Below are 17,533 nucleotides of genomic sequence, written 5' to 3'. Positions count from 1 at the left end.
GGTCGCTCCGCGCGCGAGCGGAACAGTCAGCGAACCGAGTTTGTAGACAGAACCGAAATCTTGTAGACAGGGCCCCTGTCTACAAGCCGCCGCTGCGTCAATTATCGAGTAATTTGAGGCTCTTAGTGGTGAGCGCGCTGGGGCTCGAACCCAGGACCCCGTGATTAAAAGTCACGTGCTCTACCGGCTGAGCTACGCGCTCCCATGGCCGCTGATGGCTTTCAAGATCGATCGCCATCGTCTTCGGACATTCGAGAAGCATGTCTTGCCGCTGCCTCAACTGGCGTCGCGGGGAAAAACCGGCTGTTTCCGGATCATGCTTTCGGCCCGCGCTGTGTAGGGGGACGGGGCGCTGAGGTCAATAGTGCGAGTGGCGGCCCAAACTCTTGGCGGAGGCGGGGATTCGCTCGCGCTTTCCGCCGCTTAGGCCAGAATTTTCAACTCGATTGGCGGCCCGCTATCCACGCCGAACAGCGCCGGTGGCTTGCCGGCGCGGAGGTTTCACCCGCGCCGAGAGGCCGTTCGTTCGTCAATTCGCTTCCCGCCGGACCTCGCTCGGCACCGGCTGCGGCGTGCCGGCGGGGGTCGGCAGGGCCACGGGGCGCAGGCCGATCAGCTCGGCGGTGCGGATCGCGCTGTCGCGCCAGAACTGGAACGAGTTGATGCGGCTGAGCTCGAGGATCGCGATCGCGACCGCGGCCAGGAACGGCAGGCTTTGCAGCACCAGGACGCCGGCGAAGATGTAGATCTCGGTGATCTGGCGATAGCTGTTGGAGGCGATCAGCACGCCGGCGCCGATCACCAGCAGGGTGCCGATCACGGCCTCCCAGAACGCCTGGAACTCGATCGACATCCTGGACAGGCCGCCCTTGGAGGTGCGCGCGAACGCGATGTGCTCGGTGATGAGACCTTGTGCGACCGCGCGCGACACCGTCCATTGCACGCTCATCGCGGCGATCATCGCGCCCATCATCTGGCCGGGTTTGATCGCGACGCGCGCGCGGTACATCGACAGGAAGTGCGCGAGCGAGACGATGAAGGCGCCGATGATCGGCAGCGTCAGGATCTTGTCCGGGATGGCGATGTCGGCGAAGGCGACGATCGGCACCCAGATGAGGTTGAGCAGCGCCACCACCACGCCGAGGCTTTCGGCGCCGAGCCAGTTCAGCCAGCCCAAGCCATATTCGCGCTTCTGATCGGGCGTCAGCCGACTGCGGCCGGGCAGGAAGTTCCGCCAGTGCTTCTTCACGATCTGGAGGCCGCCATAGGCCCAGCGGTGACGCTGCTTCTTGAAGGCCTCGTAGGTGTCGGGCAGCAGGCCCTGGCCGTAGCGATGATTGGTGTAGTGGGTGGTCCAGCCGAGTTGCTGGATCGCGAGGCCGAGATCGCTGTCCTCGCAGATCGTGTCGGACGACCAGCCGCCGGCCATGTCCATCGCGGCGCGGCGGATCAGGCACATCGTGCCGTGCACGATGATGGCGTTGGCCTCGTTGCGCTGGACCATGCCGATGTCGAAGAAGCCGGCATATTCGCCGTTCATGATGTAGTGCATGATCGACAGGTCGCCGTCGCGATGCTCCTGCGGCGCCTGCACGAGGCCGACGCGCAGGTCGGCGAAAGCCGGCACGAGGTCCTTCAGCCAGTCGGGATCGACGACATAGTCGGCATCGAGGATGCCGATGATCTCGGCATCGACGGCGGTGCGGTCCATCGCGATCCGCAGCGCGCCGGCCTTGAAGCCCTGCACCTTCTCGGCGTTGATGAACTTGAAGCGTTCACCGAGCGCGCGGCAATGGTCCTGGATCGGCTGCCAGAAGGCGGGATCGGGCGTGTTGTTGATGATGACGACGCATTCGTAGTTCGGATAGTTCAGCCGCGACAGCGCATCGAGCGTCTGCTTCAGCATCTCGACCGGCTCGAAATAGGCGGGGATGTGGATCGAGACCTTCGGATAGTAATTTTCGGGAACGTTCTCGACCGGCTTGCTCTTGGAGAGCAGCCGCTCCGGCGGCCGGCCCAAGGCCACCGCCGCGATCTCGTCGACGCGCGCCATCGCGATGAGGACAAGGGGAACAAGCAGGATCATGCCGAGCGTGAGCGCGAAGGCCGAGCCGAAGATGAAATAGTGGTCGTTCCAGAATGCGAACACGGTCGCGGCCCAGGCACCGACGCCGTTGGCGGTCGCCGACAGCAGGAACGCCTGCCTGGCGGTCGGCTGTTCCAGCCGCAGGATTGGCAGCGACAGGAGGATGCCGACCAGCAGCGCAATTCCCATCAGCTTCCAGTAGTCGGGATTCTCGACCGGGCCGGTCCAGGCGAATTTCGGCTCGCGGCTGGCGTTGAGGATGCCCCAGTACGGGCCGACGCCACCCTCGAAATATTTCCAGGGCTGATCGATGGCTTCGACGATGTTGTATTCCATGCCGATGGCTTCGGCGCGGCTGACGAAGTTGCGCAGGGTCAGCGCCTGCTGGAACGGACCGGGGTCGGCGTTGCGAAGGTTGTAGCCCTGGCTCGGCCAGCCGAATTCGGCGATCACGATGCGCTTGCCCGGGAACAGGTTGCGCAACAGGTTGTAGCGATCGACGGCCTGGTCGACGGCCTGGTCCGAGCGGAAGTTTTCCCAATAGGGCAGCACGTGGGCGGCGATGAAGTCGACGTTGGAGGCAAGGTCGGGATTGTCGCGCCAGATGTTCCAGATCTCGCCGGTCGTGACGGGCACGCGGACCGAGCCCTTCACCTTCTTGATCATGTCGATGAGGTCTTCGACCTTCTGCTCGCCGCGGTAGATCACCTCGTTGCCGACCACGACGCCGACGACGTTGCTGTTCTTGCGGGCGAGTTCGATGGCGGCCTTGATCTCGCGCTCGTTGCGATCCTTGTCCTTGTCGATCCAGGCGCCGACGGTGACCTTAAGGCCGAACTCTGCCGCGATCGGCGGCACCAGCTCGACGCCGCCGGTGGACGAATAGAGACGGATCGCGCGCGTCATCGTCGACAGCGTCTTCAGGTCGGCGCGGATTTTCTCGACGGTGGGGATGTTGTCGATGTCGGGGTGCGCCGCGCCTTCGAACGGGGCGTAGGAGACGCTGGGCAGCAGGCCCTTGAAGTCGGGCGCGGGTTCCTTGTCGCGCAGGACTCCCCAGATGCCGGCGTGAAGCACGGACACAAGCAACAGAACGGCGGCGACAACGCGCATCGCGGCTAAACCAAAAGGGGCTGAAGTGGCAGGGAAGCGGATCCGACCCCGAGATCCGACCGAGTCCGCGGCAAATGGAGCATACCTCTGCCGCGCGGTTTCACAACTGTCATGGCCTCATGACCGTATGAGGGCATGACAGTTTCGGAATGTGCGGCAGTGCCAACCGCTTCTATCGCCGATCGTTCCTGAACGGCGGCTGAAACGATCGCGGCTATTTCGAGGGCGCCGGTGTCGGGCTTGCCGCAGGCGCAGGGCTCGCGGCCGGCTGCGGGGCCGGCGAATTGCCCGTGGTTGGCGCCGCCGGCTGGGAGGCGCTGGCTGACGCCTGCTGCGGCTGGGATGCCGGGTTGATCCAGCAGGCGTGCACGCGGCTGTCCAGGGTCTCGGCGACCTTGGGATCGATCTGGCCGCCAAAGCGGGTCAGGCAGCGGAAGGCGGCCTGGATGTGGCCGCCGGGGCAGCCGAAGCGGTCGTAGAGGTCGAGATGGCGGAACGCGGTATCGAGGTCGTCGCGCCACATCAGCCGCACCACGCGCCGGCCGAGCCAGACGCATTCGGGGTTGCCGGCCGGGCCGTTGATGACCTGGGCTGCTTCGGCGAACTCGTCGGTGCGGCGCTGGTTCTGAGCGGCGTCCTTGGCGGCGGCATCGGCGGGCTGGGCGGCTGCCTTGCCCTGGTCCGGGGCGGGCGTGCCGCTCTGGGCGGAGGCGCCACCGAGACCGACCATCACGACCAGGGAGGAGACGGCCAAGGTGGCGGCGAACTGCCGCAGGACCGCATTTCGTAACTCGAACACCCGTTGCCGCATGAATTCCCCAATATATCAGCTGACCGCCCGCGCCAGGACCTCGCGGACTCGCCGGTGATGGCGTCCAAATGGGTCCCCAGTGCGGCGGCAAAGTCCTGCCGAGTCCATGACCTGAATTTGAAATTTTGTCCAGCAAAGTCACGATCCTAGGCCTCTGTCGAACGGCCGCAGGTAAATTCCTCGGGGGAGGGAAGGATCCATCCCGGACACACCCCTTGGCAGATGGCGCGTGAGCAGGTAATCGACGGCACCTCGCGGAGGACGGAACCGATTTCTCTTCGTACGCCACTGGCGCTTCTGCTCGTTTCACTGGGTGCGATTGCTGCCGTGTGGTGGTGGCTGGCCACGCCAATCACGCTGGCGCGCGCCCCGATCGACCCGGCCGACAAGGTCCAATGCGTCTCCTATGCGCCGTTCCGCGGGGAACAGTCGCCGCTGAACGCGTGGACCCATATCGAGGCCGACCAGATCGAGCAGGATTTGCGCCAGCTTAAGGAGATCACCGACTGCGTCCGCACCTATTCGATGGAGAACGGGCTCGACCAGGTGCCGGCGATCGCCGCCAAGGTCGGCGGGCTGAAGGTGCTCCAGGGCATCTGGCTCTCCAGCAATCGCGCCAAGAATTTTGAGCAGGCCGCGCTCGCCGTCCGCCTCTCCAAGGAATTTCCCGGCATCATCACCAGCGTCATCGTCGGCAACGAGGTGCTGTTGCGCGGCGAGATGACGACCGCGGACCTCGTCTCCATCATCCGCTCGGTGAAGGCGCAGGTCAGCGTGCCCGTCACCTATGCCGACGTCTGGGAGTTCTGGCTCAGGAATCGCGAGGTCTATGACGCCGTCGACTTCGTCACGATCCACATCCTGCCTTATTGGGAGGATGTTCCGGTGAAGGCGAAGTTCGCAGCGAGCCATGTCGAGGCGATCCGCGAGCGCATGGCGGTCGCGTTCCCCGGCAAGGAGATCCTGATCGGCGAAACCGGCTGGCCCAGCGAAGGGCGCATGCGCGAGGGCGCGCTGCCGTCGCGCACCAACCAGGCGCGCGTCGTCTCGGAAATCCTGGGCCTGGCGAAAGCCAACAAGTTTCGCGTCAATCTGATCGAGTCCTATGACCAGCCCTGGAAGCGCAAGCTGGAAGGCACCGTCGGCGGCTATTGGGGCCTGTACGACTCGGTGCGCCGGAACCTGAAATATCCGCCGGGCCAGCCGATCAGCAATTTCCCGTACTGGAAATGGTACATGGGCGCCGGCATGGGCCTCTGCGTGCTGGTGTTCGCGGTCGCCGGCCTCACGCTGCGCAGGCGGCCGTGGACGCCGCGCTTCTCGGCCTGGCTCGGCGTCGCGATCTCGGCGACGTCAGCGGGCACCCTGCTCGGGATCGGCGCCGACAAGATGTACTATGAGAGTTACGGCATCGGCGGCTGGCTGCACTGGGGCGCGCTGCTTCTGGCCGGCATCCTGTCGCCGATCTTCTGCGCGCAGGCGATGGTGATCGGCCGCAGCCTTCCGACCTTCCTCGATCTGCTCGGTCCGCGCGAGGGCCGCAAATGGTCGAAGCTCACCGCCGTGCTCGGCCTGACGCTGGCGGTGACCGCGGTGATCGCGACGCAGACCGCGCTCGCCTTCGTGTTCGACTCGCGCTACCACGACTTCCCCTACGCCTCGCTGACGATGGCGGTGGTGCCGTTCGCGGTGCTGATGCTGAACCGGCCGCAGATCGGCCAGCGTCCGATGGCGGAATCGGTATTCGCGGGCCTGCTCACGCTGGCGGCCGCCTTTGTGCTGTTCAACGAGGGCCGCGAGAACTGGCAGTCGCTGTGGACCTGCGCGATCTACTTGCTGTTCGCGTTCACGCTGTGGCGGGCGCGGGCCGAGCAAATCCAAGAATGAACAGGCCGATCGCAAGGCCCGACAGCACGACATTGTAGAGCACGATGCCGAGGCCGGCGGCGACGATGCCGACGGTCAGCAGCACGATCGACGGCCGCATCAGGTTCAGCGTCGCAACCACCAGCGCGACGATGCCGAACACCGAATTCTTGAACAGCACCGTCGAGACCGTGCGCGCCTTGCAGATCAGCGTCTGCAGGCCGGCGTCACAGGCGAGGCCGACGGTCGAGTTCTCGATGCCGAGATAGCGCAGATAGATCGCATAGCCGACGGACACGAAACCGACGACGATCAGGAACTGCACCTGGTAGGGCGTGAGGCGGAAGGGCTTTTTTGTCATGGGCGCAATATGGTCGGGATGACGGGAGGGGGCAACAGGCGAGGTGGATATTTCTGATCGCTTGCGCTGTTCGACGAGTCATTGGTCGACGGCCATTGACGCCCCAATTTGATGAGAGGCCGCAGTGATCTAACTCGTCCGCGTTCCTACCGCCTGAAGAACGACGACAGCGTCGATCCCGCCGAGGCCGTCTCCGGCTTCGCCGGTGCGGCCGGCGGCTGAGGTGCGGGGGCAGGCGCGGGCTCCTCGCGCTTCGACGAGCGTTTCGAGGAGTAGCTGCGGCGGCGCTTCTCCGGTTTGGCGGCAGGAGCGGGCGCCGGCGCGGTCTCGGCCCGCGGCACCGCGTCCTGGTTCTTCTCGTTCTTCTCCTGAACCCGGTCCTGAGTCTTCTCTTGTCCCTTCTCCGATCCACCGCGCATCGACAGCCGCTGGCCGTCGAACACGGTGGTCTCGCAATGGCGGTCGTTCTCGGCGAGGCCCGCGCAGAGCTTTGCGGCAGCGGCGGCATTGATCAGCGGGCCGGCCCCCAAGCGGAGCTGCATGCCGAGGCCGGCATTGCCTTCCTTGATCATGATGATCGGCCGCAGCGTCGCGATCTCCGGATTGGACTTGATCAGGCCGCGCCAGAGCGTGCGCAGGCCGTCCAGCGAGTTGGCGCCGCCAAGGTCGATGGCGAAGCGCGTCTGCTGGACCGCGATTGCAGGGGCCTCGCTCTCGGCCGTCTCCGGCGGCTTGGCTGGCGCCGCGGCGACCTCGGTCGGGGCGGGCGCCTGTTCGGGCTTCTTCTCGGCGGCCTTCTCCGTCGTCTCGGGCTGCGTCAGCTTCGATGCGGCGGGATCGGGTGGCGCCATGATCGACTTGGATGGCACCAGCGGAAGCATGGGCAGTGCCGACGTTGTCAGCGGGGACTGCGACACCAGCGAGGCCATGGCGGCGTTCTGCGGCGGCGGGATCAACTGATCCTTTGCGGCCTCCTTCAGAGCGTCTTTTGTCGGCTCCTTCGCCTGGTCCTTCGCGGCTGCCGCGCGCGGCTTGTCACTCGAGGGAGCCGGCGTCGAGGCGACCGGCGCGACGGTCGGCGCCGCGGGCTGGGTGTCAGGCGCCGGCGCGTCCTGCGGCTTCGCGCTCTGCTTGGCGATGGCGCCGGTGACGGAATCCATCCCTTGCTCGAGCACGGTGACGCGCGAATAGAGCCGGTCACGATCGGTGTTCAGCGTCTCGATGGCGGAGGCGAGGCGGCGGGCCTCGTTCTGGCTCTCCTTGGTCAGCATCTGGAGCCGGTCGGCCTGGCGCGACAGATCGGCCGACGCAACCTGGTCACGGCGCCAGCCGAGCTGGGCCTGATTGGCCATCACGGCCATCACGACAGCGCCGACGGCAACCACGCCCCACGCGCCCAGCCGCCACATCATGCTGCGGTCGACCGCGCTTTCCTCGGCCAGAAGTCCGGAGAACAGCCCGCCGGTCTCCTTGGCCCCGAAGGCGTCCGCCAGTGGGTCGGAATCCTTTGCCATGAACGTTAAGTGCCCAGCCCCGAACTGCTTCCCCGAATCAATCAGGGAACATTAACAGGAAAACCCCGTCGCACTTGAATTCCGGGCGTTTGCGGGGGTAGCAAGGCGACAGCTCATGACGGCATCGGCCTGCCGCCGCCCGTTGATTCGGCCATGTTTGACAGGATTTCGATGACCGCCCGTTCCAGCCTCACGATCGTACTCGCCGCCGGCGAAGGCACGCGCATGCGATCGAACCTGCCGAAAGTGCTGCATCCGGTCGCCCACCAGAGCCTGCTCGCGCACCTGCTCGCGGCCACACCGAAGGGAACCGGCACCTCGCTCGCCGTCGTGATCGGCCCCGACCATCAGGCGGTCGGGGACGAGGCGAAACGTATCCGTCCCGATGCGCTCACCTTCGTGCAGGCAGAACGGCTCGGCACCGCGCATGCGGTGCTGGCGGCGCGCGAGGCGATTGCGCGGGGCGCCGACGATCTGCTGATTGCCTTCGGCGACACGCCGCTGATCTCGGCCGAGACCTTTGCGCGGCTGCGCGCGCCGCTCGCGAAGGGCGCAGCAATCGCCGCGCTCGGCTTTCGCGCCGCCGATCCCACCGGCTATGGCCGCTTCATCGTCGAGGGCGACCGTCTGGTCGCGATCCGCGAGCATGCCGATGCCAGCGCGGAAGAGCGCAACATCGATCTGTGCAATGCCGGCCTGATGGCGATCGACGGGCGCCGTGCGCTCGCGATCCTCGACAAGATCGGCAATGCGAATTCGAAGGGCGAATATTATCTGACCGACGCGGTCGGCGTCGTTCGTCAACAGGGATGGGAGGCCGTCGTGATCGAGACCAGCGAGGACGAGGTGCGCGGCATCAACACCAAGGCGCAGCTCGCGGAGGCCGAAAGCGTGATGCAGGCGCGCTTGCGCAAAGCGGCGATGGAAGCAGGCGTCACGCTGATCGCGCCCGAGACCGTTTATCTGTCCGCCGACACCGTGTTCGGCAATGACGTCACCATCGAGCCGTTCGTGGTGATCGGTCCGGGCGTATCGATCGCCGACGGCACGGTGATCCATTCCTTCTCGCATATCGTGCAGACCACGCTCGGCAAGAACGTCTCGATCGGCCCCTATGCGCGGCTGCGACCTGGCACCTCGCTCGGCGACGGCGCGCGCATCGGCAATTTCGTCGAGACCAAGGCCGCGACGCTGGAGGCTGGCGTCAAGGTCAACCATCTCTCCTACATCGGCGACGCCACCATCGGTGCCAATTCCAACATCGGCGCCGGCACCATCACCTGCAACTACGACGGCTTCAAGAAGCACAAGACGATCATCGGGCAGGGTGCCTTCGTGGGTACCAACTCCTCTCTCGTCGCGCCCGTGAAGATCGGCAACGGCGCCTATATTGGCTCCGGCTCGGTGATCACCCGCGACGTGCCCGACGACGCCATGGCGCTGGAGCGCAATCAGCAGACGATCCGGGAAGGCGGCGCGGCGCGCTATCGCGAGATGAAGACCGGCGGCAAGAAGCCGGAAAAGAAGCCGGAGAACTGAGCGCCAACTGCGGTGTCGTCTCGCTTTGTGCGCGATCTCTTCAGTTTTCTGATCGACACATTCGTCACGGGCATGGGGCGACTGCTGCTACGGGAGATGAACGAGTACGATCCGCCCGAGATTTTGGCCCTCGTCATCGGGCTGGCGTTCTGGGCGCTCGTCGTTTTCCTCGTGTATGCTGCGGTGCTGGGGTGGTGAGGCTTCCGCTACTCGTCGTCGGAGAATTCCGAGAAGATCGCGCGCGTCAGGCGCCAGCCGCGCGGCTTGGCGCGCTTGGCCGGCTCACCGGCAGCGTGCTTGACGAAGACGGGTTTGCTTTCCTTGCCGCGCTGGGGCGGGGGCCAATGCGCTAGATGCGTGCCCGTGGTTTCGCTGGCGCGCAGGAACGTCGATGACAGACCTTTGCGGTCGGATGAGCCTTTCATGGCCTTATTCTCCTGTCCCGGAATCGTTGGCCAAACTTGTTGACAAGGAGTTAATTCGCGCGGTTTAAGGCCGGCCAATTCGACGCAGTCGAAGCCGGATGCGAAACGGTGCTGTCTCAATCAGCAATAATTATTGAGTATCTGGTTCCTTAGGAACTTCGCTAAAGACCGAGCGGATCGTTTAGGCGATTTTTCGACGATTTGGGGGATATTGATCCGCATGTGCGGGATTGTCGGCATTCTAGGGCGCACGCCGGTTGCAGAGCAATTGGTGGATTCGCTCAAACGTCTTGAATATCGCGGCTACGACTCCGCGGGCGTCGCCACGCTCGAAGGCAAGCATCTCGCGCGCCGCCGCGCCGAGGGCAAGCTGAAGAACCTGGAGAAGCGCCTCGAGGCCGAGCCGCTCAAAGGCACAACCGGCATCGGCCACACCCGCTGGGCCACCCACGGCAAGCCGACCGTCAACAATGCCCATCCGCACGCGACCGAACGCGTTGCCGTGGTCCACAACGGCATCATTGAGAATTTCCGCGAGCTGCGCGAGGAGCTCGAGAAGAAGGGCACGGTGTTCCACACCGAGACCGACACCGAGATCGTGCTGCATCTCGTGGACGATCTGCTCACGCGCGGCAACAAGCCCGTGGAAGCGGTGAAGCTGACGCTGGCGCGGCTGCGCGGCGCCTTCGCGCTCGGCTTCATCTTCGCCGGTGACGACGACCTCATGATCGGCGCCCGCAACGGCCCGCCGCTCGCGATCGGATATGGCGACGGCGAGATGTATCTCGGCTCCGACGCCATTGCGCTCGGCCCGTTCACCGACACGATCAGCTATCTCGAAGACGGCGACTGGGTCGTGCTGACGCGCAAGGGCGCCACGGTCTTCGACAAGGACGGCCACGCCGTCCAGCGCGAGAAGATCAAGCACGCCGCCTCGACCTCGCTGGTCGACAAGGCCAATTACCGCCACTTCATGGCGAAGGAAATTCACGAGCAGCCGGAAGTGGTCGGCCACACGCTGGCGCGCTATGTCGACATGGCGACCGAGCGCGTCTCGCTGCCGGTCAAGCTGCCGTTCGACTTCAAGAGCATCCAGCGCATCAACATCACCGCCTGCGGCACCGCGAGCTATGCCGGCTTCGTCGCCAAATACTGGTTCGAACGCTTTGCGCGCGTGCCGGTCGAGGTCGATGTCGCCTCCGAATTCCGCTACCGCGAGGCGCCGTTGCGCAAGGGCGATCTCGCCATCTTCATCTCGCAATCGGGCGAGACCGCCGACACGCTGGCCGCGCTGCGTTATGCCAAGGCCGAGGGCGTGCACACGGTGGCCGTCGTCAACGTGCCGACCTCGACGATCGCGCGCGAGAGCGAGACCGTGCTGCAGACACTCGCCGGTCCCGAGATCGGCGTCGCCTCGACCAAGGCCTTCACCTGCCAGCTCATGGTGCTGGCAAATCTTGCGATCGCGGCCGGCAAGGCCCGCGGCGAATTGTCCGACGAGGACGAGACCAAGCTCGTTCATGGCCTCGTCGAGATCCCGCGCCTGATGTCGGACGCGCTCACCACCGAGCTCCAGATCGAGAAGCTCGCGCGTGAGATCGCCAAATCGCGCGACGTGCTCTATCTCGGCCGCGGCACCAGCTTCCCGCTCGCGCTCGAAGGCGCGCTGAAGCTGAAGGAGATCTCCTATATCCATGCCGAGGGCTATGCCGCCGGCGAGCTGAAGCACGGGCCGATCGCGCTGATCGACGAGACCATGCCGGTCGTCGTCATCGCGCCCTATGACCGCGTGTTCGAGAAGACCGTCTCCAACATGCAGGAGGTTGCCGCCCGCGGCGGCAGGATCATCCTGATGACGGACGCCAAGGGCGCGGAGGAGGCGACCGTCGAGTCCCTCGTCACCATCGTCATGCCCGACATGGCGGCCGCGTTCACGCCGATGGTCTATGCCGTCCCCGTGCAGCTGCTCGCATATCATACGGCGGTCATCATGGGCACCGACGTCGACCAGCCGCGCAACCTCGCGAAATCGGTGACCGTGGAATAGGCAGAAGGGATCAGGCCGGAACGCTAGGTAGTCTTCCAAAACCTGCTAGAAGACCCTAGCTTGAGTGCAGCGACCGACCTGGAACCCGAATGACCCCCCGCGACGACGCGCCTGCGCCGCTTGATCCCATCCCGGAACCGCATACCGGCCTGATGGGCCGCTTCCGCAATTATTTCCTCACCGGCCTCGTCGTGACGGGGCCAATTGCCATCACGCTGTATCTGGTCTGGTGGTTCGTCACCTGGGTTGACGGCGTGGTGCGGCCGTTCGTGCCGTTGGCCTATCGGCCCGAAACCTATCTGCCGTATGTCATTCCAGGTTGGGGACTGATTGTCGCATTCTTCACGCTGACGCTGGTCGGCTTCCTCGCCGCCAATCTGATCGGCCGGACGCTGGTCGATATCGGCGAGACCTTCCTCGGCCGGATTCCGGCGGTGCGTGCCATCTATCGCGGCCTGAAGCAGGTGTTCGAGACGCTGTTCTCGGGCAAGGGCTCGAGCTTCCGGAAGGTCGGCCTGGTCGAGTTTCCGTCGCCGGGAATGTGGTCGATCGTGCTGATCTCGCAGTCGCCGAACGAAGAGGTCGCGCGCAGCCTGCCGGGGCAGGAGGAGCACGTCTCCGTATTCCTGCCGTGCTCGCCGAACCCGACCACGGGCTTCTTCTTCTACGTGCCCAAGAGCAAGATCGTCGAGGTCGACATGAGCACCGAAGATGCCGCGACCCTGATCATGTCGGCCGGCGTGGTGCAGCCGGGCTCGGCGCCCGATCCGAAGAAGGCCGCCGCGCTCGCGGGCATGGCGAACGCCGCGCGCATTGCCAACGCGTCCGCGCTCCAGCCCCAGCCCGCGAAGGTGGAGTAGGGCCATTCCCGTTTCGGATGGCCGCATTCACGCAAGCACTTTCGTCCTCTGCTAGTCTTCCGGTTGAATTGAGCGCCTCGCTCGGAATTCGACCTGGAGTGCATGATGACGAAGACCATTGCGATTCTCGCGCCCGGCGCCATGGGCAGCGCCGTGGCCCGCCGCCTCGGCGAAAACGGTGCGCGCGTGCTGACGTCGTTGAAGGGGCGCAGCGAGGCGACGCAAAAGCGCGCCGCGGATGCCGGCATGATCGGCGCCGAGGACGACGCAATCGCGGAGGCCGACATCATCCTTTCGATCGTGCCGCCGGGCGAAGCCGTGGCTTTGGCCGAACGCCTGGCGGCGCTGATCGTCCGGCGCGAGAAGAAGCCGATCGTCGTTGACTGCAACGCGGTCAATGTCGATACCGTGCAAAGAATCGAGGAGATCATCGGCTCGGCGCAGGCGCCGTTCGTCGATGGCGGCATCATCGGCTTCCCGCCGCAGCCCGGCGGCAAGAGCCCGGCTTTCTACCTGTCCGGCGAGTACGCTGGGGATCTCGCGGTGCTGAAGGATCTCGGGCTCGACGTGCGGATTGTCGAGGGACCCGTCGGCGCGGCCTCCGCGCTGAAGATGTCTTATGCCGGTATCGTCAAGGGCCTGGCCGGCATCGGCTCGGCCATGGTGGTCGCGGCCACGAAAGCGGGCGCGGCCGATGCGCTGCGCGACGAGCTCGCGCTGAGCCAGCCCGCGGTCCTGGCCCGGCTCGAAGTTGCGCTGCCGGACATGATCCCGAAGGCCTATCGCTGGGTCGCGGAGATGCGGGAGATCTCGGGTTTCCTCGGGCCCGACCATCCAGCAAGCCAGATCTACGAAGGCTTTGCACGCTGGTTCGAGCACCTCGCCGCGGACGCGAATGGCGAAGCGGTGGATGCGGCACTGCTGAAGGCGTTCGCAGCGCGTGTCGCGCAGAAGAAGGCCTGACCGTCCAGTCCGAAGTCACGGCAACGGATCACTCGCCGTGCACTGAAACCGATTCCAGAAAACCCTGGATGTCCCGGTCGCGTCTCAGGCGCACGACCGGGACATCGGGGCCATATTGAAGGCGCTCGGCCTCGATGACAGGCACGCGCTCCGTGTCGTAGCGCCACGCCTCCTTCATCAGTTTCCAGTCGAACTGTTCCGGACATCCCTCGGGCAGATCGGGTCGCGTCGTGTCGCGATCGAACGCGGAGCGCCAGAGAATGCGCCACTGGCAGAGCCAGCGTGGGCGGTCGATGACGACCAGGGTGTCGGCACGCGCAAGCGTGAGATCGAAGGCGAGCCCCGAGAAGCTGCCGTCGATGACCCATGCGTCGCCAGCGATCTCCTCCGCGACGCGTAGACGGAAGCTGGCCTTGTCGGATGGCTTCCACCCCGGCCGCCAATAGAGCACGTCGAGATGCACCACGGGCAGTCCAAGCTTCCGCCCGAGATTTCGGGAGAGGCTCGTCTTTCCGCTTCCCTGGGAGCCAACGACGATGATCCGGCGCATGAGCGCAAGGTTTCATAAAGTCGACCGCGGCGAAAGGGTGAGTCTTCTGAAGCGGCTCTATCCACTTCGTCATTGCGAGCGCAGCGAAGCAATCCAGCCTGTCTCCGTGGGAAGATTCTGGATTGCTTCGCTGCGCTCGCAATGACGGGGAGGAGACGCCGCACGCCCCGTCTGCTATTGTTTCTGCGGAGACAGATGGATGCAATCGGAGTTCGAATGAGAGTGCTGGTGATCGGCGCAGGCGCGCTTGGAGGCTATTACGGAGCTCGCCTGGTCCGAGCGGGCGGCGACGTGACCTTTCTGGTGCGAGCGAAGCGTGCCGAGCAATTGCGGCGGAATGGATTGCAGGTCGTGAGCCCGCATGGCGACTTTGCCGTGCAGCCGAAGATCGTCCTGGCTAACGATCTCAAGGAGACGTTCGACGTCGTGCTGGTCGGGGTGAAATCCTACTCGCTCGACGATGCGATGGCCCAGTTTGCCCCGGCCGTTGGCGCCAACACGATGATTCTGCCGATACTCAACGGATTGAAACATATTGACGCTCTGACCGCGACGTTCGGCGCCGCCCGCGTCCTCGGCGGATTGGCGAACGTCAGTGCCGGGCTCGACGCGGATGGTCGTGTCGTTCAGTTCATGGCCAATCAGACCATCGTCTTCGGCGAGACCAACGGGGCGCTGAGCGAGCGTGCGCTCGCGCTGGAAACACTGCTCCATGTCCCCGGTATCGACGTGCGCGCCAGCGAAGCGATCATGCAGGACATGTGGGAGAAATTCATCCAGCTCAGCACGCTCGCCGGCATCACTTGCCTGATGCGCGCAAGTATCGGCGAGATCCTGGCGGTGCCGAACGGCGAGCAGTCCATTTTCCGGCTGTTCGCGGAATGCTGTGCCGTTGCAACGGCGTCGGGTTTTGAGCCGCGCGCCCCGTTCATCGAGTTCGACCGGAAACTGTTCACCACGCGGGACTCGCCGCTCAAGGCTTCGATGCTGCGCGATATCGAGCGTGGTTCGGTCACCGAAGCGGAGCATATCCTGGGCGATATGGCCAACCGCGCCCGCACGCTCGGTATCGACACGCCGCTCTTGGATCTGGCCCGCGCGCATGTGGCGGCTTACGAAGTCGGGCGTCGAAGAACAGCAGGCTAACCCGCTCCGATCAGCGGGATCGCCTCGTCCCGCTCGTAGAGATACAGCAGGAACCGCAGCGCCTCGCCACGCTCGCCCTTCAGCTTCGGATCGTCCTTCAGGATCCGCAGCGCCTCGTCTCTAGCCTGGGTGATGAGCTGGCCGTGCACCTCCGACCGCGCGATGCGGTAGCCGGGCAGGCCGCTCTGGCGCACGCCGAGCACGTCGCCTTCGCCGCGCAGCTTCAAATCTTCCTCGGCGATGCGAAAGCCGTCGGTGGTCTCGCGGATGACCTTCAGCCGTGCCTTCGACATCTCGCCGAGCGGCTCGCTGTACAGCAAGAGGCAGGTCGAGGCTTCCGAGCCGCGCCCGATGCGGCCGCGCAGCTGGTGCAACTGGGCCAGTCCAAAACGTTCGGCGTTCTCGATCACCATGATGGTCGCGGCCGGCACGTCGACGCCGACCTCGACCACGGTGGTCGCAACCAGAAGGCCGATCTCATGGGCGGCGAACTCGCCCATCACGCGGTCCTTCTCGGTGCCCTTCATCTGGCCGTGGACGAGGCCGACGCGGTCGCCGAAACGCTTTTGCAAGCTCTCGAAGCGTTTGGTCGCATTGGTCAGATGCTCGGTGCCCTCGGCCTCGGATTCCTCGACCAGCGGGCAGATCCAGTAGACCAGCTTGCCCGCCTCCAAGGCCCGGCCGATGCTGTCCGTGACCTCATTGAGGCGGCTCATCGATATGGTGCGGGTCTCGATCGGCTGGCGGCCGGCGGGCTTCTCGCGCAACTCGGAGATGTCCATGTCGCCGAAATAGGTCAGCACCAGCGTGCGCGGGATCGGCGTCGCACTCAGCACCAGCACGTCGACGGCGGCGCCCTTCGAGGTCAGCGCGAGGCGTTCGCGCACCCCGAAACGATGCTGCTCGTCGACGACGGCCAGGGCGAGATCGCTAAAGATCACGTCGTCCTGGATCAGCGCATGGGTGCCGACGAGGAGATTGATCTCGCCGGCTTCGAGTTGTGCCAACAGCTCGCGCCGCTCCTTGCCTTTCTCGCGGCCGGTGAGGATGGCCACGCGCAGCCCTGCGCGCTCCGCGAGCGGGGCGATGGTCTTGATGTGCTGCCGCGCCAAAATTTCCGTCGGCGCCATCAGCGCGGCCTGCTTGCCGACTTCGGCGACGGCGGCGGCCGCCAGCAGCGCCACCACGGTCTTGCCCGAGCCGACATCGCCCTGAAGCAGGCGCAGCATGCGCACGGGTTGTTGCAGATCGTTCGCGATCGCGGCGGTCGCTTCTCGCTGCGACGACGTCAATGCATAGGGCAGGGCGTCGATGATCTTGTTGCGCAAGTGACCGTCGCCGGCGTTGCGGACGCCGGCCGGGCGGCGCAATTGCGCGCGGATCAGGGCCAGCGCGAGCTGGCCGGCCAAAAGCTCGTCGAAGGCGAGGCGCGACCAGTAGGGTTTTTCGGGCAGGATGTCTGTCAGCTCGACCGGCTGGTGCACGCGGCTGAGCGCCTCGGTGACCGACGGAAAACTGCAGCGGCGCATCACCTCCGGGCTGATCCATTCCGGCAGGGCCGGCAGCTTCTGCAGCGCTTGCGCGACCGCGCGTCGCAGCGAGCCGAGCGCCAGACCCGTGGTCAGCGGATAGACCGGGTCGATGCCCGAGAGCTTCGAGATCGCCTCTTCGTCGAGCACGCGGTCGGGATGCACAATCTGCGGGATGCCGTCATACATCTGGAGCGTGCCCGAGACGTAGCGCTTCTCGCCCATCGGCAGCAGCTTTTCGACATAGCCGGGCTTGGCGCGGAAGAAGGTCAGCACGACATCGCCGGTGTCGTCGCTGGCGTAGACGAGATAGGGCGCCCGGGCGTTGCGCGGCGGAGGCGGGCGATGGCGATCGACGGTGACCTCCAGCGTCACCATGGTTCCCTGGACGGCGTCGCGGATCTTTGGCCGCGCACGGCGGTCGATGACCTGGCTCGGCAAATGCAGCAGCAGGTCAACCAGGCGCGGCGTCTCATTGCGGCTGAGCAGGTACTGCAGCAGCTTGTCCTGCTTCGGACCGACGCCGGGCAGGCTGGTCACGGGAGCAAACAGCGGATTGAGCAGGCTGGGGCGCATGAGAGCGAATCTAGGATCGTTTCGGCCCGTCATGCCCGGCTTTATGCCGGGCATCCACGTCTTTTTTCGCGCTCCTCACGCGGGCAGCGGGCCATGCCAAATCGAGGGCTGACAGGGGCGGTCCGAGTGGCTATATCACCCCGGCCC

At 65.3% G+C, this 17,533-nt stretch carries 14 protein-coding genes and 1 tRNA gene; 7 read left to right on the top strand and 8 right to left on the bottom strand.

Annotated features, from left to right (window positions below; all coding sequences use genetic code 11):
* Nucleotides 1-126: 126 nt before the first annotated feature.
* The 3 genes from J4G43_RS27600 to J4G43_RS27590 all read right to left on the bottom strand — a co-directional run bounded on the left by J4G43_RS27600 (nucleotide 127) and on the right by J4G43_RS27590 (nucleotide 4,010).
* Nucleotides 127-202, bottom strand: a tRNA-Lys gene (locus J4G43_RS27600).
* Nucleotides 203-529: 327 nt separating this feature from the next.
* Nucleotides 530-3,199, bottom strand: a complete 2,670-nt coding sequence (locus J4G43_RS27595; protein ID WP_208086895.1) for a glycosyltransferase — start codon at nucleotides 3,197-3,199, stop codon at nucleotides 530-532.
* 214 nt (nucleotides 3,200-3,413) lie between these two features.
* On the bottom strand, nucleotides 3,414-4,010 hold the full coding sequence (locus J4G43_RS27590; protein WP_208086894.1) for a beta-1-3, beta-1-6-glucan biosynthesis protein: 597 nt from the start codon (nucleotides 4,008-4,010) through the stop codon (nucleotides 3,414-3,416).
* A 222-nt stretch (nucleotides 4,011-4,232) separates the two neighbouring features.
* Between J4G43_RS27590 and J4G43_RS27585 the strand changes: the two genes are divergently transcribed.
* A complete protein-coding gene (locus tag J4G43_RS27585) occupies nucleotides 4,233-5,897 on the top strand; it encodes a glycoside hydrolase family 17 protein (protein ID WP_208086893.1) in 1,665 nt (554 codons plus the stop codon).
* Here the strand turns inward: J4G43_RS27585 and J4G43_RS27580 are convergent.
* Together J4G43_RS27580 and J4G43_RS27575 are read right to left on the bottom strand one after the other, a co-directional pair.
* Nucleotides 5,857-6,237, bottom strand: a complete 381-nt coding sequence (locus J4G43_RS27580) for a hypothetical protein (protein ID WP_028147889.1) — start codon at nucleotides 6,235-6,237, stop codon at nucleotides 5,857-5,859. The two genes, J4G43_RS27585 and J4G43_RS27580, sit on opposite strands and share 41 nt — an antisense overlap.
* 146 nt (nucleotides 6,238-6,383) lie before the next feature.
* A complete protein-coding gene (locus tag J4G43_RS27575) occupies nucleotides 6,384-7,751 on the bottom strand; it encodes a hypothetical protein (protein WP_208086892.1) in 1,368 nt (455 codons plus the stop codon).
* Between the two features lie 171 nt (nucleotides 7,752-7,922).
* Here J4G43_RS27575 and glmU point away from each other — a divergent pair, with 171 nt between their 5' ends.
* Both glmU and J4G43_RS27565 read left to right on the top strand, forming a co-directional pair.
* On the top strand, nucleotides 7,923-9,290 hold the full coding sequence (gene glmU / locus J4G43_RS27570) for a bifunctional UDP-N-acetylglucosamine diphosphorylase/glucosamine-1-phosphate N-acetyltransferase GlmU (protein ID WP_208089430.1): 1,368 nt from the start codon (nucleotides 7,923-7,925) through the stop codon (nucleotides 9,288-9,290).
* Nucleotides 9,291-9,302: 12 nt separating this feature from the next.
* Complete coding sequence (locus tag J4G43_RS27565) at nucleotides 9,303-9,488, top strand: hypothetical protein (RefSeq protein ID WP_208086891.1); 186 nt, start codon at nucleotides 9,303-9,305, stop codon at nucleotides 9,486-9,488.
* An 8-nt stretch (nucleotides 9,489-9,496) separates the two neighbouring features.
* Here the strand turns inward: J4G43_RS27565 and J4G43_RS27560 are convergent, their stop codons facing one another.
* On the bottom strand, nucleotides 9,497-9,715 hold the full coding sequence (locus J4G43_RS27560; RefSeq protein ID WP_071913760.1) for a hypothetical protein: 219 nt from the start codon (nucleotides 9,713-9,715) through the stop codon (nucleotides 9,497-9,499).
* Nucleotides 9,716-9,935: 220 nt separating this feature from the next.
* Between J4G43_RS27560 and glmS the strand changes: the two genes are divergently transcribed.
* The 3 genes from glmS to J4G43_RS27545 all read left to right on the top strand — a co-directional run bounded on the left by glmS (nucleotide 9,936) and on the right by J4G43_RS27545 (nucleotide 13,585).
* The gene (glmS, locus tag J4G43_RS27555) at nucleotides 9,936-11,762 is read left to right on the top strand and encodes a glutamine--fructose-6-phosphate transaminase (isomerizing) (protein WP_063983209.1); all 1,827 of its coding nucleotides are present in this window, start codon (nucleotides 9,936-9,938) and stop codon (nucleotides 11,760-11,762) included.
* Nucleotides 11,763-11,851: 89 nt separating this feature from the next.
* Nucleotides 11,852-12,622 carry a DUF502 domain-containing protein gene (locus J4G43_RS27550; protein ID WP_014495163.1) on the top strand — a complete coding sequence of 257 codons (771 nt, stop codon included), beginning with the start codon at nucleotides 11,852-11,854 and terminating at the stop codon, nucleotides 12,620-12,622.
* Nucleotides 12,623-12,727: 105 nt separating this feature from the next.
* Entirely contained in the window at nucleotides 12,728-13,585 is an 858-nt protein-coding gene (locus J4G43_RS27545) for an NAD(P)-dependent oxidoreductase (protein WP_038955477.1), read from the top strand.
* Nucleotides 13,586-13,613: 28 nt separating this feature from the next.
* Here the strand turns inward: J4G43_RS27545 and J4G43_RS27540 are convergent, their stop codons facing one another.
* A complete protein-coding gene (locus J4G43_RS27540) occupies nucleotides 13,614-14,135 on the bottom strand; it encodes a P-loop NTPase family protein (RefSeq protein WP_208086890.1) in 522 nt (173 codons plus the stop codon).
* Nucleotides 14,136-14,351: 216 nt separating this feature from the next.
* On the opposite strand from J4G43_RS27540, the gene panE reads away from it, so the two are divergent.
* Nucleotides 14,352-15,281 (top strand): 2-dehydropantoate 2-reductase, encoded by a 930-nt coding sequence (panE, locus tag J4G43_RS27535; protein WP_208089429.1) that lies wholly within the window; start codon nucleotides 14,352-14,354, stop codon nucleotides 15,279-15,281.
* Here the strand turns inward: panE and recG are convergent.
* Nucleotides 15,278-17,386 (bottom strand): ATP-dependent DNA helicase RecG, encoded by a 2,109-nt coding sequence (gene recG, locus J4G43_RS27530; RefSeq protein ID WP_208086889.1) that lies wholly within the window; start codon nucleotides 17,384-17,386, stop codon nucleotides 15,278-15,280. The genes panE and recG overlap by 4 nt on opposite strands.
* Between the last annotated feature and the right edge of the window lie 147 nt (nucleotides 17,387-17,533).

Origin of the sequence: Bradyrhizobium barranii subsp. barranii (genome assembly GCF_017565645.3) — a bacterium.
In the GTDB taxonomy this organism is placed as follows: domain Bacteria; phylum Pseudomonadota; class Alphaproteobacteria; order Rhizobiales; family Xanthobacteraceae; genus Bradyrhizobium; species Bradyrhizobium barranii.
This window is presented reverse-complemented; position numbering and strand designations above follow the sequence as displayed.

Coding starts and splice junctions, on each gene's coding strand:
- J4G43_RS27595 (WP_208086895.1), bottom strand. CDS start 3,199: ATGCGCGTTGTCGCCGCCGTTCTGTTGCTTGTGTCCGTGCTTCACGCC.
- J4G43_RS27590 (WP_208086894.1), bottom strand. CDS start 4,010: ATGCGGCAACGGGTGTTCGAGTTACGAAATGCGGTCCTGCGGCAGTTC.
- J4G43_RS27585 (WP_208086893.1), top strand. CDS start 4,233: ATGGCGCGTGAGCAGGTAATCGACGGCACCTCGCGGAGGACGGAACCG.
- J4G43_RS27580 (WP_028147889.1), bottom strand. CDS start 6,237: ATGACAAAAAAGCCCTTCCGCCTCACGCCCTACCAGGTGCAGTTCCTG.
- J4G43_RS27575 (WP_208086892.1), bottom strand. CDS start 7,751: ATGGCAAAGGATTCCGACCCACTGGCGGACGCCTTCGGGGCCAAGGAG.
- glmU (WP_208089430.1), top strand. CDS start 7,923: ATGACCGCCCGTTCCAGCCTCACGATCGTACTCGCCGCCGGCGAAGGC.
- J4G43_RS27560 (WP_071913760.1), bottom strand. CDS start 9,715: ATGAAAGGCTCATCCGACCGCAAAGGTCTGTCATCGACGTTCCTGCGC.
- glmS (WP_063983209.1), top strand. CDS start 9,936: ATGTGCGGGATTGTCGGCATTCTAGGGCGCACGCCGGTTGCAGAGCAA.
- J4G43_RS27550 (WP_014495163.1), top strand. CDS start 11,852: ATGACCCCCCGCGACGACGCGCCTGCGCCGCTTGATCCCATCCCGGAA.
- J4G43_RS27545 (WP_038955477.1), top strand. CDS start 12,728: ATGACGAAGACCATTGCGATTCTCGCGCCCGGCGCCATGGGCAGCGCC.
- J4G43_RS27540 (WP_208086890.1), bottom strand. CDS start 14,135: ATGCGCCGGATCATCGTCGTTGGCTCCCAGGGAAGCGGAAAGACGAGC.
- panE (WP_208089429.1), top strand. CDS start 14,352: ATGAGAGTGCTGGTGATCGGCGCAGGCGCGCTTGGAGGCTATTACGGA.
- recG (WP_208086889.1), bottom strand. CDS start 17,386: ATGCGCCCCAGCCTGCTCAATCCGCTGTTTGCTCCCGTGACCAGCCTG.